The sequence below is a fragment of the Streptomyces sp. NBC_00038 genome, from assembly GCF_026343635.1.
In the GTDB taxonomy this organism is placed as follows: Bacteria; Actinomycetota; Actinomycetes; order Streptomycetales; family Streptomycetaceae; genus Streptomyces.
In genome coordinates, this window is record NZ_JAPELQ010000001.1 from 9451693 (window position 1) to 9476719 (window position 25027).

Genomic DNA, 25027 nt, shown 5'->3' on the forward strand with positions numbered 1-25027 from the left:
CGGAAGATCCGGCCGGGGCGGCACAAGTCGCGGACCAGAGCCCGCGGACGACACGTCAGGCGAGGGTCGCGAGCGTCTCGTTCCAGGTCGCCGACGGGCGCATGACCTTGGCGGCCTTGGCGGGGTCGGGCTGGTAGTAGCCGCCGATGTCGGCGGGGGAGCCCTGGACCGCGTTCAGCTCGTCGACGATCGTCTGCTCCTGCGCGCTCAGCGTCTCGGCGAGCGGGGCGAACGCCTTGGCGAGGTCCGCGTCGTCGGTCTGCTGCGCCAGCTCCTGCGCCCAGTACAGGGACAGGAAGAAGTGGCTGCCGCGGTTGTCGATGCCGCCGACGCGGCGGGTCGGCGACTTGTCCTCGTTGAGGAAGGTCGCCGTCGCACGGTCGAGCGTGTCGGCGAGGACCTGGGCACGCGCGTTGCCCGTGGTCGTCGCGAGGTGCTCGAAGCTGGACGCCAGCGCGAGGAACTCGCCCAGGCTGTCCCAGCGCAGGTAGTTCTCCTTGACGAGCTGCTGCACGTGCTTGGGCGCGGAGCCGCCGGCGCCCGTCTCGAAGAGGCCGCCGCCCGCCATCAGCGGGACGATCGACAGCATCTTGGCGCTGGTGCCCAGCTCCAGGATCGGGAACAGGTCGGTCAGGTAGTCACGCAGGACGTTGCCGGTGACGGAGATGGTGTTCTCGCCGCGGCGGATGCGCTCCACGGAGAGCTTGGTCGCGTCCTGGGGGGACAGGATGCGGATGTCCAGGCCCTCGGTGTCGTGCTCCGGAAGGTACCGCTTGACCTTCTCGATGAGGACGGCGTCGTGCGCGCGGGTCTCGTCCAGCCAGAACACCGTCGGGTCGCCGGTGGCGCGGGCGCGGGTGACGGCCAGCTTCACCCAGTCCTTGATCGGGGCGTCCTTGGTCTGGCAGGCGCGGAAGATGTCGCCGGCGGAGACGGCCTGCTCCAGGACGACGTTCCCGGCCTCGTCGACGAGGCGGACCGTACCGGTGGTCGCGATCTCGAAGGTCTTGTCGTGGCTGCCGTACTCCTCGGCCTTCTGCGCCATCAGACCGACGTTCGGGACGGTGCCCATGGTCGCCGGGTCGAAGGCGCCGTTGGCGCGGCAGTCGTCGAGGACGACCTGGTAGACGCCGGAGTAGCTGCTGTCCGGGAGGACGGCGAGGGTGTCGTGCTCCTGGCCGTCGGCGCCCCACATGTGGCCGGAGGTGCGGATCATCGCCGGCATGGACGCGTCGACGATCACGTCGGACGGCACGTGCAGGTTGGTGATGCCCTTGTCGGAGTCGACCATCGCCAGCTCCGGGCCCTCGGCGAGCTCGGAGTCGAAGGACGCCTTGATCTCGGCGGCCTCGGGCAGCGACTCCACGCCCTTGAAGATGCCGCCCAGACCGTCGTTCGGGGTCAGGCCGGCGGCGGCGAAGGTCTCGCCGTACTTGGCGAACGTCTTCGGGAAGAAGGCGCGCACGACGTGACCGAAGATGATCGGGTCCGAGACCTTCATCATCGTGGCCTTGAGGTGCACCGAGAACAGCACGCCCTCGGCCTTGGCACGGGCGATCTGCGCCGTGAGGAACTCGCGCAGCGGCGCGACGTGCAGGACGGACGCGTCCACGACCTCGTCCGCGAGGACGGGTACGGACTCGCGCAGCACGGTGGTGGAGCCGTCGTCACCGGCCAGCTCGATACGGAGCGAGCCCTGCGCGGAGATCACCGCGGACTTCTCGGTGGAGCGGAAGTCGTCGACGCCCATGGTCGCGACGTTCGTCTTGGACTCGGACGTCCACTTGCCCATGCGGTGCGGGTGGGTCTTCGCGTAGTTCTTGACCGACGCGGGGGCGCGGCGGTCGGAGTTGCCCTCGCGCAGTACCGGGTTCACGGCGCTGCCCTTGACCTTGTCGTAACGGGCGCGGATGTCGCGCTCCTCGTCCGACTTCGGGTCCTCCGGGTAGTCCGGAAGCGCGTAGCCCTGCCCCTGCAGCTCGACGACCGCGGCCTTCAGCTGGGGGACCGAGGCCGAAACGTTCGGCAGCTTGATGATGTTCGCCCCGGGCGTCTTCGCCAGCTCACCGAGCTCCGCGAGCGCGTCCGGGATGCGCTGGTCCTCGGCGAGGAACTCCGGGAAAAGGGCGAGGATGCGCCCGGCCAGCGAGATGTCACGGGTCTCCACAGTGACACCCGCCTGCGAGGCGTAGGCCTGGACCACCGGCAGGAACGAATATGTCGCCAGGGCCGGGGCCTCGTCAGTGTGCGTGTAAATGATGGTCGAGTCAGTCACCGGGTGCTCCGCTCCACGTCTGCAACATTGCTCGACATCAAGATATCTCGTGAGTGACCCCGGCTCGACAGGGGTCTGCCCCGGGCCGGGTGAACAGTGCCCCCAGACCGCATCCGATCGGGACGACCGAGGCACGTGTGAAAGCAGGAAGGACAAGTGAAAGCAGGAAGTGGCGCGCCGCAGGCAACCACACTGCTCGATCTTGCGGTCAAGCAAGGAGATCGTCCACCTGCTCCGACGGCAGGGCGCCGGCCCCGGCCGTCCGAACGAAAGCGAACCATGAGATATCGCACCAGAGTGACGGCCCCCGCGGCCGCCCTGCTCGGCACGGCCGCCGCGCTCGCCGCGGGATCCCCGGCCCACGCCCAGGCCCCGGCCTTACGGAGTGGGGGCAGTGAGGGCACCCCGGGCGCGGAGACCCTCGGCGACCCGGTCTTCCCGGCCCTCGGCAACGACGGCTACCGCGTGAACGCGTACCACCTCGACTTCGCGTACGACGCGACGACCCAGCTCGTCGAGGCCACCGCGACCCTCACGCTCAGCACCACCCAGGCCCTCTCCCGCTTCTCGCTCGACTCACTCGGCCTGGACATCCACGCCGTGCGGGTCGGCGGGCGCCCGGCCACCTTCGAGCAGGTGGACGAGAAGCTTCGCGTCACGCCGGCCCGGATCCTGCCGGAGCATGCCCGGGTCACCGTCTGCGTCGAGTACTCCGCCGACCCGCGCAAGACGCTCGCGCACACCGCCTGGGTAGCCACACCCGACGGATTCGCGGTGTGCCCCCAGCCGGACTCGGCACACACCGTCTTTCCGTGCAACGACCACCCCACGGACAAGGCCGCCTTCAGCTTCCGGATCACCGTCCCCGCCGGCCTGCGCGGCGTCGCGAGCGGCAGCCTGGTCCGCACGGAGAGCCTGGAGGGCGACCGGACGGCTTACACGTACGTGTCCCGGTCCCCGATAGCCACCGAGCTGGTGCAGATCACGGTCGGCGACTACACCGTGAAGGACCGGCAGGGCCCGAACGGACTGCCGCTGCGCGACGTCGTCCCGACCGCGCGGGCCGCCGCCCTCGAACCCGCGCTCGCCCTGACCCCCGGCCTGGTCCAGTGGCTGGAGCAGCGGCTCGGCGCCTTCCCCTTCGAGACGTACGGCCTGCTGCCGTGCAACACGGACGACCCGAGCGCCTTCGACTTCACGGGTCTGGAGACGCAGACCCTCACGCTGTACAAGCCGAACTTCCTGCTCCAGGCGGAGAAGAGCATCGGCTCGCACATGATGCACGAGCTGGTCCACTCCTGGTTCGGCAACAGTGTCAGCCCCTCCACCTGGGCCGACCTGTGGCTGAACGAGGGCCACGCGGACTTCTACGGACTGCTGTACCGCTACGAGCGCGGCTGGACCGACTCGCTCGGCCTCACCACCATGGAAGCCCGCATGAAGGACACGTACGCCAGGGGCGACCTGTGGCGGAAGTCCTCCGGACCGGTCGCCGCGCCCAACGCCGCCAACCTCTTCGACAGCCAGCGCTACCTGGGCGGCGTACTCGTCCTGTACGCGCTGCGCGAGCTCGTCGGCGAGGACGTCTTCAGCCGCATCGAGCGCACCTTCCTGGAGCGCTACCGCGACTCCGACGCGAGCACCGAGAACTACATCGCGGTCGCCTCCGAGATCTCGGGGCAGGACCAGTCCGGCTTCCTGACCGACTGGCTGTACGGGACGAAGACACCGCGGATGCCGAACCACCCCGACTGGACGGTCACCCCGGTGCCCTCGAGCCTGGTCGCCCCCCGCAACCGCGAGCCCGGCCACTACCCCGACTCGTCCGCCACCCTCTGACGACGTACGGCACCTTCTGACGACGTACGCCACTCCCTGACGACGTACGGCACTGAGCCGGGCGGGCTCGCTCCGCCCGGTTCTACACCCGTGTCGTGGAGTCCCGCTGCTGCGGGATGCCCGACTGCAGGACCTCCGCTCCGCCCGGCTGCAGGGCCACCGTCCGCGCGGGCGCCGGAATTCGGATGCCCTCCTCCCGGTACCGCTTGTGCAGGCGCTTGATGAACTCGTGCTTGATCCGGTACTGGTCGCTGAACTCGCCCACGCCGAGGATCACGGTGAGGCTGATCCGGGAGTCGCCGAAGGTGTGGAAGCGGACGGCGGGCTCGTGGTCCGGGACGGCGCCGGCGATCTCGGTCATCACCTCGGCGACGACCTCGGTGGTCACCCGCTCGACATGGTCGAGGTCGCTGTCGTAGCCCACGCCCACCTGGACGAGGAGCGTCATCTGTTGCTCGGGCCGGTTGAAGTTGGTCATGTTGGTGCCCGCCAACTGGGCGTTGGGGATGATGACCAGGTTGTTGGAGAGCTGACGGACCGTGGTGTTGCGCCAGTTGATGTCGACGACGTAGCCCTCCTCACCGCTGCTGAGGCGGATGTAGTCCCCGGGCTGGATGGTCTTCGAGGCGAGGATGTGCACGCCCGCGAAAAGGTTGGCGAGGGTGTCCTGGAGGGCCAGCGCGACCGCAAGACCGCCCACGCCCAGGGCCGTGAGCAGCGGGGCTATGGAGATGCCCAGCGTCTGCAGCATGACGAGGAAGCCCATCGCCAGCACCACGACCCGGGTGATGTTGACGAAGATGGTGGCCGAACCGGCGACGCCCGACCGGGACTGGGCCAGCGACCGGACCAGGCCGGCGATGAACCGGGCCGCGGCGATCGTCGAGACCAGGATGAGGAGCACGGTCAGGGTCCGGTTGACGTTGTGCCCGACCGAGGAGTTCAGCGGAAGTACCGCGGCCGCCGACGCGATTCCGCCGGCAACAGCCGCCGCGGGTACGAGAGTTCGCAGCGCGGCGACGATGAGGTCGTCGCCGCTCCAGTTGGTGCGCAGCGCGTGCTTGCCGAGCCAGCGCAGCAACATGCGCGACAGGAAGGCCACGAGGAGGCCCGCGACCACGGCGATGCCGGCGATCATCCAGTCGTCCAGGGTGAGAGTGCGGTTCATCGCCCGCCTCCCGTGCGACCGAAGGGAAGGCCCGCGGGCCGGATGTGATGTGTCGTCACTTGCCACCTGCTCGAATCCGGGAATGCACGATCATGCCCGGACTGGTGATCGTCGTCCGGGGGCGACCGCTCATCCTGCCGCATCAGCGGGCATGTCCGTCACCAGGTGTGGTCTGCTACGAACGAAACGAGCCGTGCCGCCCGGCCCCCGACGCGAACCGTGCGGCGCCCTCAAGACTCTCGGTCAGCACGCCCATCCCGTGCCGGAGTTCGCCGCGCATCGCGGCGGTCTCGACCAGGCCTTCCTGGTCGAGGACGGAGGCGCGGTCGCTGCGGAGGCAGGCCTGCGGGAACTCGGCGATGTCGGCGGCCAGTTCCTCCGCCGCGGCGCGGGCGCGGCCGGTCGGAACGAGGCGGTTGGCGAGGCCCATCTCGTAGGCCTCGGTGGCGGGTACCGGACGGCCGGTGAGGATCATGTCCATCGCCCGGCCGGCGCCGATGATCCGCGGGAGCCGTACCGTGCCGCCGTCGATGAGCGGTACGCCCCAGCGGCGACAGAACACCCCGAAGACGGCGTCCTCCTCGGCGACCCGCAGATCGCACCAGAGCGCCAGCTCCAGACCCCCGGCCACCGCATGCCCGGCGACCGCCGCGATCACCGGCTTGGACAGACGCAGCCGGGTGGGCCCCATCGGCCCGTCGCCGTCCTCGGCCACCCGGTTGCCGTGCTCGGTACCGATCACCTTGAGGTCCGCGCCCGCACAGAACGTGCCGCCCTCGCCCCACAGCACCGCCACCCTCGCCGACCCGTCGGCCTCGAACTCCCGGAAGGCGTCGGCGAGTTCGACGGCCGTGGGCCCGTCCACCGCGTTGCGGGCCTCGGGACGGGAGAGGACGACCGTGGTGACGTAACCCTGACGTTCGATCCGGACCGGCATCGCTGAGGAACCCTTCTCCGGGCTGCTGTATCCCAAGGCTATCCCCGGCTGCGCGAACGCGCGTGCTCAGATCACCTTCAGGCGGACCAGCGCCCCCAGCGTCAGTGCCCCCGGCAGCAACGGCACCCACACCGTGATGATCCGGTACGCCAGTACCACCGCCGTCGCCACGGCCACCGGGCCGCCCGCCGCCACCAGCGCGATGATCAGCGCGGCCTCCACCGAGCCGATGCCGCCCGGTGTCGGCACCAGCGCGACCGCGACCGTCGCCGCTAGGTACGCGACCACCATGTACGCGGGCGGCACCGGCAGCCCCAACGCCATTCCGACCGCGACCAGTCCGGCCGCCTGCAGCGTGGGGAAGGCGAGCGAACCGCCCCACAGGGCGAGCGCGCGCATCGGGCGGGTGTGCACGGAGCGCGCCTCGCCGAGGGCCGTGCGCAGGAAGGAGAAGACGGCCCTACGCAGCCGCCGTACCAGGAGGAGAGCCAGCGCCGCGACGCCCAGCACCACGCCGATGCCGAGCAGCAACGGTCCGACTGCCCCGTCCGGAAGGAGACTTCCGATCCGCAGTGCGCCGGGGAAGGCGATCAACAGGCCCGTCAGGAGGGTGACTCGGGCGATCGACTCGGCGAGCAGGTACAGCGCGAGCGCGGCCGAGGAGCGGGCGAGCGGGACGCCGCACACCGTCATGAACCGGAGATTGACCGCGCTCGCGCCCAGGCCTGTCGGGAACAGGTGATTGGCGGCGCCCGCCGCGAACTGCGTGGCGAGCAGCCGGCGTACGGGCAGCCTTTCCATCACCGCGCCCTGGCGGGTGACGGCGGCCGCGACCCAGGTCCCACAGGTCGCGGCCGCCGCGGCCACGAGCCAGGGCCACTGGGCCGTCGCCAGATGATGGAAGCCCTCCGCGAGCACGGACCAGTGCTGCACGGCGACCACGATCACGAGGGCGAGCGGGAGCAGGCAGAGGACCGGCCGGACGGCCGATCGGAGGGTCGACCGGAAGGCGGGGCGACCGGGGAGCGCCCGGGGGAGTCGTACGGCTGTCACATTGGGAGAGGTTTTCCACTTCGTACCAACGGGGGGTTGCGGGCGTGGAGACGGCGGCTGACGTGCTGGGCAAGACGAAACGGGAGCCGACCGGTGGTTGACCTCAACTTTGCTTGAGGTCATACGGTCACCTCCATGAGTATGGAGACCACAGCCTGGACACAGCTGCACAGCGTCATGAACGCGCAGCAGGAACGCCGCCCCTTCGCCCGCGCGACGCTGCGCCGCATCGCCGCCTTCGCCCGTCCGCACCGCCGCCGCATCGGCCAGTTCGTCGTACTCAGCATCGCGACCGCGCTGCTGGCCGTCGCGACGCCGGTGCTCGCGGGGCGCGTCGTGGACGTGATCGTGTCCGACGGCGACGACGGCACCGTCATCCGTCTTGCCGTGCTCATCGCAGTCATCGCCTTCGCCGAAGCGGCGCTGGGACTCCTCGGCCGCTGGCTCTCGTCGACTCTCGGCGAGGGACTCATCCTCGATCTGCGGACCGCTGTCTTCGATCATGTGCAGCGCATGCCTGTCGCGTTCTTCACACGTACTCGTACGGGCGCGCTCGTCAGCCGACTCAACAATGACGTCATCGGCGCCCAACGTGCCTTCAGCAACACCCTGTCGGGAGTCGTCAGCAACGTCGTCACGCTGGTCCTCACCCTCGCCGTGATGCTGACCCTGTCCTGGCAGATCACACTGCTCGCGCTCGCCCTGCTGCCCGTCTTCGTCGTGCCCGCGCGCCGGATGGGCAGCCGGATGGCCCGCCTCACGCGGGAGGCCGCGAACCTCAACGCCTCGATGGGCACCCGGATGACCGAACGCTTCTCCGCGCCCGGCGCCACACTCATCAAGCTCTTCGGGCGCCCCGAGGACGAGTCCGCCGAGTTCGCGGAACGCGCCAGGCGGGTACGGGACATCGGCGTGCGTACGGCGATGGCGCAGTCGGCGTTCATCACGGCTCTGACACTCGTCTCCGCCCTCGCTCTCGCGCTCGTCTACGGCCTCGGCGGCTGGTTCGCGCTGCGCGGCAGCCTGGAACCGGGCGCCGTCGTCTCGCTGGCCCTGCTGCTGACCCGCCTCTACGCGCCGCTCACCTCACTCGCGGGAGCGCGCGTCGAGGTCATGAGCGCCCTGGTGAGCTTCGAGCGCGTCTTCGAGGTGCTCGACCTCAAGCCGCTCATCGAGGAGAAGCCGGACGCACGGAAGGTGCCGGAGGGGCCGGCGGCCGTCGAGTTCGACGGCGTCCGCTTCGCCTACCCCTCCGCCGACAAGGTCTCCCTGGCCTCCCTGGAGGAGGTCGCCTCCCTGGACACCCGGGGCGGCGCCGAGGTCCTGCACGGCGTCTCCTTCCGCGCCGAACCCGGCCAGACCGTCGCGCTCGTCGGCTCCTCCGGCGCGGGCAAGTCGACCATCGCGCAGCTCCTGCCGCGGCTGTACGACACCGACGAGGGCGTCGTCCGCATCGGCGGCGTCGATGTCCGCGACCTGAGCGCGGAGTCGATGCGGGACACCCTCGGCATGGTCACGCAGGACGGGCACCTGTTCCACGACTCGGTACGGGCGAACCTGCTGCTGGCCCGGCCGTCCGCGACCGAGGAGGACCTGTGGGACGTCCTGCGCCGGGCCCGCCTCGAAGACCTCGTGCTCTCCCTGCCCGACGGTCTCGACACCGTGGTCGGCGAACGCGGCTACCGGCTCTCCGGCGGCGAACGCCAGCGCATGACCATCGCCCGCCTGCTCCTCGCCCGCCAGCGCGTCGTCATCCTCGACGAGGCCACCGCCCACCTCGACAACACCTCCGAGGCCGCCGTCCAGGAGGCGCTGACGGAGGCCCTGGCGGGCCGGACCGCCGTGGTGATCGCCCACCGGCTGTCCACCGTGCGGGCCGCCGACGTGATCCTCGTCGTCGAGGCCGGGCGGATCGTGGAACGGGGCACGCATGAGGAGTTGTTGGCGGTGGACGGGCGGTATGCGGAGCTGTATCGGACGCAGTTCAAGAACTCCCGGGGGAGCGTGACGGAGATCGCGGCGGCGGGCGAGGCGGTGGCGTGACGGAGATCGCTGCCTCCGGGGAGCCGGGGGCGTAGCACCGGCCGGACTCCCGCCGTACCCTGGCGGGCGTCGGCGCGTACCCCTCACCGGGACGCGACCCTCCGTACCCACAGGAGCAACAGCTCATGCTGCGCACCATGTTCAAGTCCAAGATCCACCGCGCCACCGTCACCCAGGCCGACCTGCACTACGTCGGGTCCGTCACCATCGACGCCGACCTGCTGGACGCGGCCGATCTGCTGCCCGGCGAGCTCGTCCACATCGTCGACGTCACCAACGGAGCCCGCCTGGAGACGTACGTCATCGAGGGTGAACGCGGCTCGGGAGTCGTCGGCATCAACGGAGCGGCGGCCCATCTCGTGCACCCCGGTGATCTGGTGATCATCATCAGTTACGCTCAGGTCTCGGACGCCGAGGCACGGGAACTGCGGCCGCGGGTCGTGCACGTGGACCGCGACAACCGGATCGTGGCCCTCGGCACCGACCCGTCCGAGCCGGTGCCGGACTCGGACCAGGAGCGCAGCCCGCAGGCCGTGGTGGCCTGACCTCACCAGAGGCAACCGAGGAGTGGTGCCCATGAGCGACATCGAGATCCGCGACGACCGGGCGGGCGGCCGCCTGGAAGCGTTCGCCGGCGACGAAGTGGTCGGCCACATCGAGTACTTCGTCCTGGAAGCCCCCGGGCGCGCCCTCGTCCCCGTGCACACCATCGTGGAACCCGCGCACGAGGGCCGGGGCATCGCGGGCTCCCTCGCCCGCGAGCTGTACGCCATCGCCGCCCGCGAGGGCATCGTGGTCGCGCCGCTCTGCCCGTACGTCGTGAAGTGGGCGGCACGCCACCCCGAGGAGGCCCCGGCTGCCGACCCGGAGCTGCTGACGGCGGCGGTGCAGTGGCTCGATGCGCACCCGGGGCGCTTCTGACGTCCGGGCGCCCCCGACGCCCGCGTCCGGTCGGCCCGCTCTGCTCCACCTGGTCGCCATCCCTCGCGCGACGGGGTGAGTGAGTGCGCGGGGGCCGGGTACGCGTGGGAAAAGTCCAGGGCCGACGTACCGACTGGCTGGAGGACACGATGACGCACCCGTTTCCCGACCCCGTGAAGCCGGGTCCCACTCCGGGCCCGGGCCCCGACCGCCCGGCGCCCTTCCCGGATCCGGTCCCGAACCCGGACCCCCACCCGTCACCGTCACCCGACCCCTTCCCGTCACCGTCCCCGATCCCGAAGCCGCCGGGCCCCGACCCGGTACCGGAGCCGGAGCCCCAGCCCGGACCGCTGTCCTAGGGCGTAAGCCGCAGGCGACACAACAGACCGGTGGCCCGGTGCGGAACCCTCCGCACCGGGCCACCGTCGCGCTCGGACCCGATCAGCCCGCCACCTCGGACCGGTCCCCGCCCCACAGCGTGTGGAACGAGCCCTCCCGGTCCGTACGCCGGTAGGTGTGCGCGCCGAAGAAGTCCCGCTGGCCCTGGGTGAGGGCCGCGGGCAGGCGCTCGGCGCGCAGGGCGTCGTAGTAGGCGAGGGCCGCGCCGAAACCGGGCGTGGGGACGCCCTGACGGGTCGCGGCGACCAGCACCTCGCGCCAGTCGTCCTGCGCGGCGGCGATCTCCTGCGCGAACGTCTCGTCGGACAGCAGGCTGGGCAGGTCGGGCCGGGTGTCGTACGCGGCGCGGATCCGGTCCAGGAACGCCGCCCGGATGATGCAGCCGCCTCGCCAGATGGAGGCGACAGAGCCGAGGTCGATGTTCCAGTCGTACTCGTCGCTGCCCGCGATGATCTCGTGGAAGCCCTGCGTGTACGACACGATCTTCGACGCGTACAGCGCCTGCTCCACACGGTCCGCGAAGGCCGCGGCCTCGGACTCGCCCAGCGGGGAAGCCGTGGGCCCGGCGAGCCCGCGGGAGGCGTCCCGCAGCGCCGCGTGGCCCGAGATCGAGCGGGCGAAGACGGCCTCCGCGATGCCGGACACCGGAACGCCCAGGTCCAGCGCGATCTGCACGGTCCAGCGGCCCGTGCCCTTCTGCTCCGCCTGGTCCACCACCACGTCCACGAACGGCTTGCCCGTCGCCGCGTCCACGTGCGAAAGGACCTCGGCGGTGATCTCGATCAGGTACGAGTCGAGCCGCCCGGTGTTCCAGGTGCGGAAGATGTCCGCGATCTGCGCGGGGGAGTAGCCGGCCACGTCACGCAGCAGCTGGTAGGCCTCGCCGATCAGCTGCATGTCCGCGTACTCGATGCCGTTGTGCACCATCTTCACGAAGTGCCCGGCGCCGTCGGGACCGACGTGCGTCACACACGGGGACCCGTCCTCCGCCTTCGCGGAGATCTTCTCCAGCATCGGACCGAGTGAGCCGTACGACTCGACCGAGCCGCCCGGCATGATGCTCGGGCCGAGCAGCGCGCCCTCCTCACCGCCGGAGACGCCGGTGCCGACGAAGTGGAGGCCCAGCTCGCGCAGTTCACGCTCCCGGCGCCGGGTGTCCGCGAAGTGCGCGTTGCCGCCGTCGACGATCATGTCGCCGGGCTCCAGGAGCGGGGCGAACTCCTGGATCACCGCGTCGGTCGGCTCGCCCGCCTTCACCATGATCACCAGGCGCCGCGGCCGCTCCAGCGCCGCCACGAACTCCTTCGCGGTCTCGGCCGCCACGAACTCGCCCTCGTGACCGAACTCCTCCACCAGGGCGTTCGTCTTTGCCACGGTGCGGTTGTGGAGCGCGACGGTATAGCCGTTGCGCGCGAAGTTGCGGGCGAGATTGCGCCCCATGACCGCGAGACCCGTGACGCCGATCTGGGCTGAAGTGCTCATACGGTTGGCTCCCATAGCTGCTGTAATCATCAATGCCGTCCTGCCTGCCAGTATTACGCCACTCCATGATCCGGCGTCCGCGCACCCCGGCTTGGCAGTGTTGTGTACGCAGCAGAGGCCCCACTCGCCTCATCGGCCGCGTAACCCTGGTGGATTCCTGGTCACTTGAGGTGATGGGTCGGCTGATTGCCCCCTTGTCATGGCCTGTTCGCAGCGCTTACTTTTGCCGCTCCTGAGCATGTCGAGGGGGGCTCCGTCATGGCCGAACGCGGCCGGCACCGCCGGTATCAGCCGAACAGGATCAACCGCGCCTCACTCACTGTCACGGCCGGCGGTGCAGGTATCGCGCTCCCGCTCGTCGGAACCAGTGTCGCCCACGCTGCCGACGTGGGCACCTGGAACAAGGTCGCGGCCTGCGAGTCCAGCGGCAACTGGAGCATCAACACCGGCAATGGCTACTTCGGCGGGCTGCAGTTCAGCCAGTCCACCTGGGAGGCCTACGGCGGCAGGGCCTTCGCGCAGCGCGCGGATCAGGCCACCAGGGACCAGCAGATAGCCATCGCCGAGAAGGTGCTCAAGGGCCAGGGGCCCGGCGCCTGGCCGGTGTGCTCCGTCCGCGCCGGCCTGACCCGGGGCGGCGACACCCCCGACATCAGCCCTTCCCCGGCCACGTCGCAGAGCGCCAAGAGCGCCCAAGGCACCAAGCGCTCCGTGCAGGACGTGAAGCCGCAGACCACGCCTCAGTCCCAGGCGGGCACCGCCGAGATGTACACCGTCGTCCGCGGCGACACGCTCTCCGGAATCGCCGACTCCCGGGACGTCCAGGGCGGCTGGCAGAAGCTGTACACGGCGAACCGCACGACCGTGGGCTCCGACCCGGATCTGATCCTCCCCGGGCAGCGGCTGAGCCTGCGCGGCGGGGCCGCCACGACGGACACCGGGGGCGCGTCCGCTTCGACGCCCACCACGAACAAGAAGTCCACTGCGACTCCGAAGCCCGCGACCACCCCGAAGCCCAAGCCGACTCCGACACCCAAGGCGACCCCCAAGCCCAAGACGACCCCGAAATCGTCGACGGAAAAGGCGTCCTCCACCACGGCCGACAAGGCCTCCAGCCTCGTCGCCCCCGTGAACGCCGCCACCGGCACGCCGTACCACGCCTCGGGGTCCTCCTGGTCGAAGGGCTACCACACGGGCGTCGACTTCCCCGTGCCCACCGGCACCTCCGTGAAGACGGTCGCGGCCGGCAGCGTCGTCAGCGCGGGCTGGGGCGGATCCTTCGGCTACCAGGTGGTCGTCCGGCACTCCGACGGCCGGTACACGCAGTACGCCCACCTCTCCGCGATCTCCGTGAAGGCCGGGCAGAGCGTGACGGGCGGCCAGCGCATCGGGCGCTCCGGGTCCACGGGCAACAGCACGGGCCCGCATCTGCACTTCGAGGTGCGGACGGGGCCCGGCTTCGGTACCGACGTCGACCCGGTCGCCTACTTGAGGGCGGGCGGGGTCAGGATTTGACTCGGGTGCGGCGGTGGCTGACGAAGGGCAGCGGCACGTAGGGCCCGCCGTACATGGGGCTGTAGTAGGGCGGTTGGTCCGCGGGCTCGGTGTCCTCAGGCGCGCTCACCGCCGTCGTGGCCGTCATCGGACCCGGCGGACCCGGTACGAGGATGTCTTCGCGGTCCGTGCCGACGGCCTGCCCGGGAAGCCCCGCGAGCAGCTCTTCGACGGCTGATTCGGTGGCTGACCCGGAGTCCGAGAGAGCGGAGGGGTTCGCGGCCGCCAAAGGGACCGGGACCGCCGGCTCAGCCGTGACAGGAGCCGAATCGGCCGCGAGCCCTGCAGGTGCCGCCGCCGAGCGCCGCGTGCCGCCGATCCGCTCTGTCGTGAGCAGGATCAGGCCACCTGCGGCGACGACGCCGCAGCCCAGTGCGAGGGCGGTGCCCGTCGTGCCGTAGCGGAAGGTTTCTCCGAACATCGTGATGCCGACGGCGGCCGCCATGACGGGGTTCACGACCGTCAGGGTGGCCAGCGGTGCCGCGAGCCCGGCGTCCTTGTAGGAGGCCTGGGACAGCAGCATGCCGGCCGTCGCGAAGACGCCGATCACCGCGAGGCTGGGGAGGTCGGAGAGCGAGACCTGGTTCGTCCAGTCCACCGCGACCGTCTTCGTGAACACCGAGGACATACCGAAGGCGATACCCGCCGCGACCGCGAGCAGCACGCTGCGCACGGCGGGGTGCCGGTGCGCGGCGCGTCCCGCCAGCATCAGCGCCAGCACCGCGCCGCCGGTCACCACGGCCAGCACCATGCGCTCGGTGCTGCCCAGGGACTGCGAATCGGAGGAGCCGACCAGCGACAGCAGGCCCGCGAGACCCACCGTGGCCATGATCGCGCCGCGCCAGGCGGTCGCCCCGGCCTTGCGGCCGACGAACAGGGCCGCCATGGGAAGGGCGAACACGATGGTCAGTGCGCCCAGCGGCTGCACCAGGCTCAGCGGGCCGTAGGCGAGCGCTGCCACGTGCAGCAGTCCGCCGAGGCCGTTCAGCGCCACGGCCGCCCACCAGATGGGCCTGCGCAGCGGCGCGTACGTCTGGTCGGGGGAGGTCACCGCGACCTGCTCCTGCACGATCGCTCCGCCCGCATACGCGACGGCGGAGACGAACGACAGCAACACGGACAAAGCGAGGGCACTCATGAGTCCCTCCTCTGCGTACGGCGGGGGCGCTGGGCCCGTCGCGACGAACGGTCGGCTTCCATAGTGACTACGATGCCTCGCGAAACTGTTCGCGTCGTCGTACCTGAGCAGTCATTGGGTCCTACTGCCGATGGAGTACGAATCGCCCTCTGTCATACCCAAGGTGGGCGACACGGGACGCGGACCCGCTGGTGCTATCCCCTAGGGGCCTTGGTACTACTGCTCTTCGTGGACCTCGACCCCCAACTCGCGGCGCTCGGCCCGCTCGGCGGCTTCTTCGTACTACGCACCGGCGTACCCCCGCGAGGCCCGCTGCCCACGCTCGCGCGGTCGTATACGGCGCCCCGACTCGACACCCACAAAGGGGTTTACGCGGATCCGATAACTTTTCGTATCCACAAGGTTACGCAGAGTATTCATGCGCCCGAGTTGCGGATCGCCGTCTCCGTGGCGCACCAGGCTCTCGCCGCCCGCCTGTGGTCGGTCGCGCTGGGCGCCGCCGCGCTGTACGGACGGCTGCCCGACCTCGACCCACGGCTGCTGCACTGGGATCCGGACGGCAGCGCTCCGGACGACCTGTGGCTGTCCGAGGTGCGCCCGCTGCCCGCCGCGGCGATCGGCGAGGTCGTACGGGCCGGTCATCTGGACCCCCTGGCGGCGGTCCTGCGCTCCCGGTACCGCATCTCCGCAGGTCTGTTGTGGGGCAACGCGGGATCGGCGCTGGCAGGCGCCGTGCGCCAGCTCGACCGCTGGGCCCGGGCCAACGGCCGCACCGAGGTGGGTGACCGGGCCCGTGCGCTCGCCGCCGACCTCTTCGCCCATCCCGACCTCTCCGGCACCCTCGACCCCAGCACGCTCCGCCGCCGCAGCTGCTGCCTCTACTACCGCCTCCCCGGAGGGGGACTCTGCGGCGACTGCTGCTTCACCCGACCGCCAGAGCATTGACGGCAACCGCGTTCATGAAACCCCGGAGCGGGAAAGCCTCGTTGGGAACAGCCGTGCTCTTCCCCAACCGCCCCAGGTGAGTGACCATGAGGGGCACCGGCCGCTACGACAGGGGTTCTGTGTGCGAGTTGGACTGCTGACCAGGGAGTACCCGCCGGACGTGTACGGCGGGGCGGGCGTCCATGTCGAGTTCCTCGCCCGGGAGTTGCGGGCCCTCACCGAGCTGGACGTGCACTGCTGGGGCGAGGGCGCCGGGAGCGGCGTCGTACGCCACCGCCCCTGGCCCGCGCTGGACGGCGCCAACGACGCCCTGCGCACCTTCTCCGTCGACCTTGCCATCGCCGCCGCCCTCGAAGGCCGCGAGCTCGTCCACTCGCACACCTGGTACGCCAACCTCGCCGGCCACTTCGGCAAGCTCCTGTACGGCATCCCGCACGTCATGACCGCCCACTCGCTGGAGCCGCTGCGCCCCTGGAAGGCCGAGCAGCTCGGCGGCGGCTACGCCCTCTCCAGCTGGGCCGAGCGCACCGCCATCGAGGCCGCCGACGCCGTCATCGCCGTCTCCGGCGCCATGCGCGAGGACATCCTCACCTGCTATCCCGCCCTGGACCCGGCCAAGGTGCGAGTCGTACACAACGGCATCGACACCGACCTCTACCGGCCGGACCACGGTACGGACGTCCTCGACCGCATCGGCCTCGACACCGGCCGCCCGTACATCCTCTTCGTCGGCCGCATCACCCGCCAGAAGGGCGTGCCCCACCTCCTGCGCGCGGCACGGGACATCGACCCCGCCGTGCAGGTGGTGCTGTGCGCGGGCGCCCCCGACACCCCGGAGATCGACCGGGAGTTCCGCGACCTCTTCCAGGAACTGAGCGGCGTACGCGAGGGAGTGCACTGGATCCCGCAGATGCTGCCCCGCCCGGACGTCATCCAACTCCTCACGCACGCCGCCGTGTTCGTCTGCCCCTCGGTGTACGAACCGCTCGGCATCGTCAACCTGGAGGCGATGGCCTGCGGAACGGCCGTCGTGGCGTCCCGGGTCGGCGGGATTCCCGAGGTCGTCGAGGACGGTGTGACCGGCGTCCTGGTGGAGGTCGAGGGGGACCTCGAAGCCGATCTGGCACGCGCCCTCGACTCGGTGCTCGCCGACCCCGAGGCCGCCCGGCGCATGGGTGAGGCCGGACGGGAGCGCGCGGTGCGGGAGTTCGGCTGGGACGCGGTCGCCAGGCGGACCGTCCAGTTGTACGAAGAAGTCCTCAAACCGGGGTAACCATCGGACAGGCGCAGTTCAGCAACAGGGGCCAGGCTCCGCGAGGAGAGTTTGGCTCGACCGTGTTCAGAGGGGCGGCGGCATGCGGCGCGGTGGACCTTCGGTGCTGGGAATCGTACTTGCGGGTGGAGAGGGCAAACGGCTCATGCCCCTCACCGCGGACCGCGCGAAACCCGCGGTCACCTTCGGCGGCACATACCGCCTGGTCGACTTCGTACTCTCCAACCTCGTCAACGCCGACGTCCTGCGCATCTGCGTCCTGACGCAGTACAAGTCGCACTCGCTGGACCGGCACGTGACCACGACCTGGCGGATGTCGAGCCTGCTCGGCAACTACGTCACCCCCGTCCCTGCCCAGCAGCGGCTCGGCCCGCGCTGGTACCTGGGCAGCGCGGACGCGATCCTGCAGTCCCTCAACCTGGTGCACGACGAACGGCCCGACTACATAGCGGTGTTCGGCGCCGACCACGTCTACCGAATGGACCCGCGGCAGATGCTCGCCCAGCACATCGAGGGCGGCGCGGGTGTGACCGTGGCGGGCATACGGGTGCCGCGCACCGAGTCCTCGCAGTTCGGCGTCATCAGCCCGGGCTCCGACAGCCAGACGGTGCAGGGTTTCCTGGAGAAGCCCGCCGATCCGCCGGGCCTCCCGGACGATCCCGAGTCCGTCTTCGCCTCGATGGGCAACTACATCTTCACCACCAAGGCCCTGATCGAGGCGCTCCAGCGGGACGCCGAGGACGAGCACTCCGTGCACGACATGGGCGGCTCCATCCTGCCCATGCTCACCGAGCGGGGCGAGGCGCAGCTCTACGACTTCAGCGACAACCACGTGCCCGGCGAGACCACCCGGGACCAGGGCTACTGGCGCGATGTCGGAACCCTCGACGCGTACTTCGACGCCCACATGGACCTGATCGCCGAACGCCCCGCCTTCAACCTCTTCAACCGCAGCTGGCCCATCTACACCCACTCCGGGCAGTTGTCGCCGGCGAGATTCAACGCCGGTGGCATCGCCAGCGAGTCGATCATCAGCGCCGGCTGTCTGATCCGCGGGCAGGTCACCAGGTCCGTGCTCTCGCCGGGAGTCGTCGTCGACCCGGGGGCCGTCGTGCAGGGCTCGATCCTGCACGACAACGTCCACATAGGGCGGGGTGCGGTGGTGCGCGGCGCGGTCCTCGACAAGAACGTCGAGGTGCCGCCGGGCGCGACGATAGGCGTCAACCCGGACCGGGATTCGGAGCTCTACACGGTCTCCAAGGGCGGGGTGATCGCGCTCGGGAAGGGCCAGCGCGTGTCGTAGGAGTGTGGCAACGGCCTTGGTGGGTGGACGATCACCCACCAAGGCCGTTGCCATGTCCGTTGTCATGTCCCTGGACAGGAAACGTTTCCCATGTTGTCATGCCAACTGCCGTTGATGACAACGTTGTACCGCCTGGGCAAGAGCCGCCACACCCGTCCTCAACGAGGAGGATCCGTGCGCATCAGACGACTCAGAGACCGACTCGCGTTACTGCTCGCCGGGGCCCTCGGCCTCGCCGGCCTGACCGCCGTACCCGCGGCGGCCGACGACCCCGTGGAGATCCACGGACTGAAGGGCGACTACTACACCCAGTCCGCCCCCGGCGCCTTCGACTTCCACGAGCTCAAGGCCACCGGCTTCGACCCCAACCTCGACTTCGACAACCTGGAATCCCGCCTGAAGTCCGCCACGGGCCAGGACAACGATGTCAGTGTCCGGTGGACCGGAAAGATCGTGCCCGAGAAGACCGGTCTCACCACGTTCTCGGTCATCGGCGACAACGGCTTCCGTCTCTGGATCGACGGCAAGCTCACCATCGACCACTGGGTCGACGACTGGGACCGCGAACAGACCGCCGAACCCGTCGACCTGACGGCGGGCCAGGCCTACGACTTCAAGCTCGAGTACTTCGAGCACTACGGCGGCTCCAACCTCCACCTGCGCTGGACCGAGCCCGGCGGCAGCAAGGTCGCCGTCCCGCAGTCCGCGTTCCGCCTGCCCGACGGGTACGACTACGACGGCGCCGTCGCGACCACGGTCCTGGCCGACGGACGCACCCTCAGGCTCGACTTCGCCTATGACCTGCTCGCGCCCCCGGCCACCGTCACCGACCACCTCGAAGCGGTGATCGGCGGCGCCAAGTGGCCGTTGAGCGCGGCCGAGTTGGACCCCGCCGACCCCAAGGCCCTCCTGGTCACGCTCAAAGAGCCCGTCGTGGGCAACAAGACCGGCACCGCACGCGGCACCGCAGACGTCCGCTACGACGGCCAGGGCGGACTCGCCACCGCCGGCAAGGTGATCGGCGCCTTCTGGAGCAGCGGCCCCAACCACTCCACGTACGAACTGCGCACCCCCTGGGCCGACGAGGTCGGACCGGACAACGCGCTCCCCGAGTACCCCAGGCCCCAACTGACCCGCGACGCCTGGCGGAACCTCAACGGGCGCTGGCAGTTCGCCCCGGCCACGGCGGAACAGGAGCCGCCGGTCGGCAAGGACCTGGGTGAGCGGATCCTCGTTCCGTACCCGGTCGAATCCCAGCTCTCCGGCATCGAGCGGCACGAGGACCGAATGTGGTACCGCCGCACCTTCACCGTCCCCGCCGACTGGAAGGTGGGTTCCGGCAAACGGCTCCGGCTCAACTTCGGCGCCGTCGACTGGCGGTCCGAGGTGTACGTCAACGGCGTCAAGGTCGCCGAACACCAGGGCGGCTACGACAAGTTCAGCGCCGACATCACCGACGCGCTTAAGCCCGGCCGCACCCAGGAACTCATCGTCGGCGTGTACGACCCGACCGACTCGGCGAACGGCGAGAACCCTCCCCTCGGCAAGCAGCGCCTGGACCCCAGCGGCATCTGGTACACCCCGTCCTCCGGCATCTGGCAGACGGTGTGGATGGAGCCCGTCGCGCCGGACCACGTCGACTCGCTCAAGCTCACGCCCGACGTCGCGAACGGCCAACTCGCCATCGAGGCGAAGGGCGTTCGGGACGGTCTTGCGGTCACGGCAACCGCGTACGACGGGAAGAACAAGGTCGCGACGGTGAGGGGCCGCACCGGACAGCCACTGACACTGAAGATCGCCGATCCGCGTCTCTGGTCCCCGGACGACCCCTTCCTCTACGACCTCAGGGTCACCGTCGGCGGCGATCGTGTCGGCAGCTACTTCGGTATGCGCTCGATCGCGGTGGAGAAGATCGACGGAACCCCGCGCACCGTCCTCAACGGCGAACCCGTCTTCATGATGGCCACCCTGGACCAGGGCTTCTGGCCGGACGGCCTGCACACGGCGCCGACGGACGAGGCCCTGGCGTACGACCTCAGGGCGCACAAGGAGCTGGGCTTCAACGCCGTGCGCAAGCACATCAAGGTGGAGCCCGACCGCTGGTTCTACTGGGCCGACCGGCTAGGCCTGCTGGTCTGGCAGGACATGCCGGCGATGACCGCCGGGGTGAACCCGGATGCCGCGGCCCGCGCCGAGTACGAGCGCGAGATGAAGCAGCTGATCGACGAGCACATCAGCAGCCCGTCGGTGGTCATGTGGGTGACCTTCAACGAGGGCTGGGGGCAGTACGACGAGGCCCGCATCGCGGACCAGGCCAAGTCCTGGGACCCGACACGGCTGGTGAACAGCATGTCGGGCCTCAACCTGGGAGCCGACGGCGGCACCGGCGACATCATGGACGAGCACGGCTATCCGAGCCCCGCGCTGCCGCCCGCCCCCGACGGGAAACGGGCGCTGGTCACCGGCGAGTACGGCGGCCTCGGGCTCGCGGTACCGGGTCATGCCTGGTCGGTGCAGCAGTCGTACGTCGACGTGGACCCGGCGACCTACACGGACGACTACCTGGCCCGGCTCGACGAGGTGCGCCAACTGGCCTGCCAGGGCTCCAACGGCGCCGTCTACACGCAGATCTCGGACGTCGAGGGTGAGCTCAACGGGCTCCTGACCTACGACCGCAAGGTCATGAAGCCGGACGTCCAGCGCCTGAGGGCCGCACACGAGGCACTGATCCGTGACGCGTCCCGGGCGACCCCGGCGAACTGCCCGACTCCCTGACGTCATGACAACGGAGGCCACCCCTTGAGTCCCATGAATCCCACGAACCATACGAGTCCCATGAGATGGGCCCGGCACCTGCGCCTGATTGTGGTGGGGGCGGTGGCGGCGTCCGCGCTGTTCGGCGCCCCCGCCGCCCAGGCCGCCGGACCGAGCGCCGGCCCACTCACCGATCTGGTCAACCCGTTCATCGGCACGGAGAACGACGGCAACACGTATCCCGGTGCCGCCGTGCCCTTCGGTATGGTGCAGTTCTCCCCGGACACCGGGCACAACACGGGCTACGACTACTCCCAGAACCACATCCGCGGCTTCTCCCTCGTCCATCTCTCGGGCGTCGGCTGCGGACTCGGCGGAGACCTGCCCGTCCTTCCGACCACCGGTGACGTGACCGAGACGGACTACGGCCGGTATGAGGCCGAGTTCAGCCATGACACGGAATCCGCGAGCCCCGGCTATTACAAGGTCGGCCTCAAGACAGGCATCGACGCCGAGTTGACGGCCACCGCCCGCACCGGTGTGCAGCGCTACACCTTCCCGGCCACGGACAAGGCCAACGTCCTGCTCAACGCGGGCCAGTCGCTGCACAGGACGGTCTCCACCAAGGTCGAGATCCTCGACAACCGGACCGTGCGCACCGCGATCACGGGCAGCGGCTTCTGCCAGGACACCAAGCCGTACACCGTGTACACGATCACCCGCTTCGACCGGCCGTTCACCACGTACGGCACCTGGGACGGCGAGACGGTCACCACCGGGTCCCAGGCGGGGCGTGACGGCGCCTTCGTCCGCTTCGACACGACGAAGGACCGCACGGTGGAGGCGACCACCGCGCTCAGTTACGTGGATGCCCGAGGCGCGGCGCTCAACCTCCGCTCCGAGGGCGGCCGTTCGTTCGACACCGTCCGGGGCGCGGCCCACCGCACCTGGGAGGACCGGCTGAACGACGTACGCGCCCAGGGAGGCACCGACACCCTGCGCCGCACCTTCTACTCGTCCCTCTACCGGTCCTTCCTCGCGCCCAACATCGGCAGCGACGCCGACGGCCGCTACACCGGCTGGGACCAGAAGATCCACCGCGCGCAGGGGTTCACGTACTACCAGAACTGGTCGCTGTGGGACACCTATCGCACCCAGTCGCAGCTTCTCTCCCTGCTCGCACCGCGTGAGGCACGGGACATGGCGATCTCCGTGATCAAGATCGACGAGGAGAGCGGCTGGCTGCCCAAGTGGGGGTACGGCACGGTCGAGACGAACATCATGACCGGCGATCCGGTCACCCCGTTCCTGACCAATGCCTACCAGCAGGGGCTGCTGAAGGGGTATGAGGAGCGGGCGTACCGCGCGCTGAAGAAGAACGCCGACGGGGTTCCGCCCGCCGACTCCCCGGCGGTGGGGCGCGAGGCCAACAAGGAGTACATCGCGAACGGCTACGTGCCCTACATCAAGGACCGCCCGCACGCGAAGCCAGGCGACTCCGACTACGACCACGGTGCGTCCGCGACCTTGGAGTACGCCCTGTCGGACGCGATGCTCGGCGCGATGGCGCGGGATCTGGGACATGACGCCGACGCGGCACGGTACGCGGCCCGGTCCGAGAACTACCGGAAGATCTACGACAGCTCGACCGGATTCTTCCGTGCGCGTGATGCGTCCGGGGCGTTCACGGGGCCGGCCGACCCGGCCAAGAGCGAGGGATTCCATGAGGGCACGTCCTGGCAGTACCAGTGGCTCGTGCCGCAGGACCTGCCGGGGATGGTCGACCTGATCGGCGGCAAGCAGGCGGCCAACGACCGGCTCGACTCGTTCTTCGCGTACGAGCAGCTCCTTCAGGACCCGGCGAGGACGGCGCGGGAGGTGTGGGTCAACGGCCCGTACGACTACTACAACGCGGACAAGTACAACCCGCAGAACGAGCCCGACCTGATCGCGCCGTACACCTATCTCTCGACCGGTCAGCCGTGGAAGACGACCGACGTGGTGCATGCTGCGTTGACCCTGTTCACAGACGCGCCGACCGGAATGACCGGCAACGACGACCTGGGCACGATGTCCGCCTGGAACGTCCTGTCGTCGATCGGGATCTTCCCGGTGCAGCCCGGCTACGACACCTGGGGCCTGTCGACGCCCGTATTCGAGCGGGTCGACCTCACGCTCGACCGGCGCTACTACCCGCGCGGCGCCCTGACGGTGACCGCGCCGGGCACCTCGGACAGTGACCGGTACATCCAGTCGGCCCAGGTGAACGGGTCCTCGTACGGCCGTACGTACCTGACGACCGACGCGCTCCGGGGCATCGGCTCGCTCGCATTCACGGTCGGCGCGGAGCCGTCCGGGTGGGGGACGTCCGCGGAGGCGGCCCCACCGGCACTGAACTGAGCTCATAGGGCACACCGGTCCCGCCCCTCCCGCGGGGGCGGGACCGGTAGCTGGACTTAATCTGCTGTTAACTGAGCGTAGCTTGATCGTACTTGACCGTAATCACCTGTCCGGGTTTGACTGCTTGCTCACCCGTCGTCGACGCGAGAGCAAGCCTTTGACCTCCGACCTGCTCGCACCACTCGACCTGGCGTTCTGGAACATCGAGTCCGCCCAGCACCCCATGCACCTCGGCGCCCTGGGTGTCTTTACGGCCCACTCACCCACCGCGGGCGCGCACGCCGCCGACCTGCTGGCGGCCCGCGCGGCCGGAGTCCCCGGACTGCGCATGCGGATCCGTGACGTATGGCAGCCGCTGGCCTTCCCGCTCACCTTCCCGCCCGCCTTCGGCGGGGCGACCCGCGAGCCCGCGCCCGACTTCGAGCCGCTCGACCATGTACGGCTGCACGCGCCGACCGCCGACTTCCACGCGGACGCCGGCCGGCTCATGGAACGCCCGCTGGAGCGCGGCCGGCCGCCGTGGGAGGCGCATGTGCTGCCCGGCGAGGACGGCGTGTCCTTCGCCGTGCTCTTCAAGTTCCACCACGCACTGGCCGACGGGCTGAGGGCGCTGATGCTCGCGGCCGCGATCATGGACCCGATGGACCTGCCGGAGCCCCGCCCGCGCCCCGCCGAGCCGCCCCGAGGACTCTTCCCGGATGTCCGCAAGCTGCCGGGCCTGGTCCGCGGCACCCTCTCCGACGTGGGCCGGGCCCTCGACATCGGCGCCTCGGTCGCACGCGCGACCCTGGGCGTACAGTCCTCACCCGCCCTGACCTCGGAGCCCACCGGCACCCGCCGCACCGCGGGCGTGGTCATCGACCTCGACGACGTGCACCGTGTCCGCAAGACCGTCGGCGGCACCGTCAACGACGTCCTGATCGCCGTCGTCGCGGGCGCCCTGCGCCGCTGGCTCGACGAGCGCGGCGACGGCAGCGAAGGCGTCGCGCCCCGCGCGCTGATCCCCGTTTCCAAGCGCCGCCCGCGCACCGCGCACCCGCAGGGCAACCGGCTCTCCGGGTACTTGATACGGCTTCCGGTCGACGACCCGGACCCGCTCGGACGGCTGCGCTCGGTCCGTACGGCCATGGACCGCAACAAGGACGCCGGGCCCAACCGGGGCGCGGGCGCCGTCGCGCTGCTCGCCGACCATGTGCCGCCGCTCGGGCACCGGATCGGCGGACCCGTCGTCGGCCAGGCGGCCCGGCTGCTCTTCGACATCCTCGTCACCAGCGTGCCGCTGCCCAGCCTCGGCCTGAAACTCGGCGGCTGCCCGCTCACCGAAGTGTTCCCGTTCGCCCCGCTGGCCCGCGGCCAAGCACTCGCGGTCGCCGTCTCGACGTACCGTGGGCAGGTCCACTACGGGCTCGTGGCCGACGCGAAGGCCGTCCCGGACCTCGACGTGCTGGCCCGCGCGCTGACCGAGGAGGTGGCGGCCCTGAACGCCGCCTGCGCCCCCTGAGAGCCTGTGTCACATCCCCGGCGGGGGATGTGACACAGGCTC

General features: G+C 70.2%; 17 protein-coding genes. 11 read left to right on the forward strand and 6 right to left on the reverse strand.

What is annotated here, in order from left to right:
• Nucleotides 1–55: 55 nt before the first annotated feature.
• Nucleotides 56–2275, reverse strand: coding sequence for an NADP-dependent isocitrate dehydrogenase (locus OG219_RS42240; protein WP_266835794.1), 2220 nt, complete (start codon nt 2273–2275; stop codon nt 56–58).
• A gap of 279 nt (nt 2276–2554) precedes the next feature.
• Here OG219_RS42240 and OG219_RS42245 point away from each other — a divergent pair, with 279 nt between their 5' ends.
• On the forward strand, nt 2555–4114 hold the full coding sequence (locus tag OG219_RS42245; protein WP_266835795.1) for a M1 family metallopeptidase: 1560 nt from the start codon (nt 2555–2557) through the stop codon (nt 4112–4114).
• Between the two features lie 82 nt (nt 4115–4196).
• On the opposite strand, the gene OG219_RS42250 is transcribed toward OG219_RS42245, so the two are convergent.
• The 3 genes from OG219_RS42250 to OG219_RS42260 form a co-directional block, all read right to left on the reverse strand.
• Nucleotides 4197–5282: a mechanosensitive ion channel family protein gene (locus OG219_RS42250; protein WP_266835796.1), complete on the reverse strand. Its 1086-nt coding sequence runs from the start codon at nt 5280–5282 to the stop codon at nt 4197–4199.
• A gap of 175 nt (nt 5283–5457) precedes the next feature.
• Complete coding sequence (locus OG219_RS42255; RefSeq protein ID WP_266835797.1) at nt 5458–6219, reverse strand: crotonase/enoyl-CoA hydratase family protein; 762 nt, start codon at nt 6217–6219, stop codon at nt 5458–5460.
• A 66-nt stretch (nt 6220–6285) separates the two neighbouring features.
• Nucleotides 6286–7272 (reverse strand): lysylphosphatidylglycerol synthase transmembrane domain-containing protein, encoded by a 987-nt coding sequence (locus tag OG219_RS42260; RefSeq protein WP_266835798.1) that lies wholly within the window; start codon nt 7270–7272, stop codon nt 6286–6288.
• Nucleotides 7273–7413: 141 nt separating this feature from the next.
• Here OG219_RS42260 and OG219_RS42265 point away from each other — a divergent pair, with 141 nt between their 5' ends.
• The 3 genes from OG219_RS42265 to OG219_RS42275 all read left to right on the forward strand — a co-directional run bounded on the left by OG219_RS42265 (nt 7414) and on the right by OG219_RS42275 (nt 10236).
• Nucleotides 7414–9315: an ABC transporter ATP-binding protein gene (locus OG219_RS42265; protein ID WP_266836424.1), complete on the forward strand. Its 1902-nt coding sequence runs from the start codon at nt 7414–7416 to the stop codon at nt 9313–9315.
• A gap of 125 nt (nt 9316–9440) precedes the next feature.
• Nucleotides 9441–9860 (forward strand): aspartate 1-decarboxylase, encoded by a 420-nt coding sequence (gene panD / locus OG219_RS42270; RefSeq protein ID WP_266835799.1) that lies wholly within the window; start codon nt 9441–9443, stop codon nt 9858–9860.
• 31 nt (nt 9861–9891) lie between these two features.
• A complete protein-coding gene (locus OG219_RS42275; protein ID WP_266835800.1) occupies nt 9892–10236 on the forward strand; it encodes a GNAT family N-acetyltransferase in 345 nt (114 codons plus the stop codon).
• A gap of 441 nt (nt 10237–10677) precedes the next feature.
• Here OG219_RS42275 and gndA read toward each other — a convergent pair whose 3' ends face one another.
• Nucleotides 10678–12117, reverse strand: a complete 1440-nt coding sequence (gene gndA, locus OG219_RS42285; protein ID WP_266835802.1) for an NADP-dependent phosphogluconate dehydrogenase — start codon at nt 12115–12117, stop codon at nt 10678–10680.
• Between the two features lie 258 nt (nt 12118–12375).
• Here gndA and OG219_RS42290 point away from each other — a divergent pair, with 258 nt between their 5' ends.
• The gene (locus OG219_RS42290; RefSeq protein WP_266835803.1) at nt 12376–13632 is read left to right on the forward strand and encodes a transglycosylase family protein; all 1257 of its coding nucleotides are present in this window, start codon (nt 12376–12378) and stop codon (nt 13630–13632) included.
• On the opposite strand, the gene OG219_RS42295 is transcribed toward OG219_RS42290, so the two are convergent.
• Nucleotides 13622–14809, reverse strand: coding sequence for a DMT family transporter (locus OG219_RS42295; protein WP_266835804.1), 1188 nt, complete (start codon nt 14807–14809; stop codon nt 13622–13624). The genes OG219_RS42290 and OG219_RS42295 overlap by 11 nt on opposite strands.
• 210 nt (nt 14810–15019) lie before the next feature.
• Between OG219_RS42295 and OG219_RS42300 the strand changes: the two genes are divergently transcribed.
• From OG219_RS42300 to OG219_RS42325, 6 genes are all read left to right on the forward strand, one after another.
• Nucleotides 15020–15754, forward strand: a complete 735-nt coding sequence (locus OG219_RS42300) for a (2Fe-2S)-binding protein (protein ID WP_266835805.1) — start codon at nt 15020–15022, stop codon at nt 15752–15754.
• A gap of 121 nt (nt 15755–15875) precedes the next feature.
• A complete protein-coding gene (glgA, locus tag OG219_RS42305; RefSeq protein ID WP_266835806.1) occupies nt 15876–17027 on the forward strand; it encodes a glycogen synthase in 1152 nt (383 codons plus the stop codon).
• A gap of 82 nt (nt 17028–17109) precedes the next feature.
• A complete protein-coding gene (glgC, locus tag OG219_RS42310) occupies nt 17110–18330 on the forward strand; it encodes a glucose-1-phosphate adenylyltransferase (protein WP_266835807.1) in 1221 nt (406 codons plus the stop codon).
• 174 nt (nt 18331–18504) lie between these two features.
• Nucleotides 18505–21105 (forward strand): PA14 domain-containing protein, encoded by a 2601-nt coding sequence (locus tag OG219_RS42315; RefSeq protein ID WP_266835808.1) that lies wholly within the window; start codon nt 18505–18507, stop codon nt 21103–21105.
• 60 nt (nt 21106–21165) lie between these two features.
• Nucleotides 21166–23484, forward strand: a complete 2319-nt coding sequence (locus tag OG219_RS42320) for a GH92 family glycosyl hydrolase (protein WP_266835809.1) — start codon at nt 21166–21168, stop codon at nt 23482–23484.
• A 157-nt stretch (nt 23485–23641) separates the two neighbouring features.
• On the forward strand, nt 23642–24985 hold the full coding sequence (locus OG219_RS42325) for a wax ester/triacylglycerol synthase family O-acyltransferase (protein WP_266835810.1): 1344 nt from the start codon (nt 23642–23644) through the stop codon (nt 24983–24985).
• Nucleotides 24986–25027 lie beyond the last annotated feature (42 nt).

Coding starts and splice junctions, on each gene's coding strand:
- OG219_RS42245 (WP_266835795.1), top strand. CDS start 2,555: ATGAGATATCGCACCAGAGTGACGGCCCCCGCGGCCGCCCTGCTCGGC.
- OG219_RS42250 (WP_266835796.1), bottom strand. CDS start 5,282: ATGAACCGCACTCTCACCCTGGACGACTGGATGATCGCCGGCATCGCC.
- OG219_RS42255 (WP_266835797.1), bottom strand. CDS start 6,219: ATGCCGGTCCGGATCGAACGTCAGGGTTACGTCACCACGGTCGTCCTC.
- OG219_RS42265 (WP_266836424.1), top strand. CDS start 7,414: ATGGAGACCACAGCCTGGACACAGCTGCACAGCGTCATGAACGCGCAG.
- panD (WP_266835799.1), top strand. CDS start 9,441: ATGCTGCGCACCATGTTCAAGTCCAAGATCCACCGCGCCACCGTCACC.
- OG219_RS42275 (WP_266835800.1), top strand. CDS start 9,892: ATGAGCGACATCGAGATCCGCGACGACCGGGCGGGCGGCCGCCTGGAA.
- gndA (WP_266835802.1), bottom strand. CDS start 12,117: ATGAGCACTTCAGCCCAGATCGGCGTCACGGGTCTCGCGGTCATGGGG.
- OG219_RS42290 (WP_266835803.1), top strand. CDS start 12,376: ATGGCCGAACGCGGCCGGCACCGCCGGTATCAGCCGAACAGGATCAAC.
- OG219_RS42295 (WP_266835804.1), bottom strand. CDS start 14,809: ATGAGTGCCCTCGCTTTGTCCGTGTTGCTGTCGTTCGTCTCCGCCGTC.
- glgC (WP_266835807.1), top strand. CDS start 17,110: ATGCGGCGCGGTGGACCTTCGGTGCTGGGAATCGTACTTGCGGGTGGA.
- OG219_RS42320 (WP_266835809.1), top strand. CDS start 21,166: ATGAGATGGGCCCGGCACCTGCGCCTGATTGTGGTGGGGGCGGTGGCG.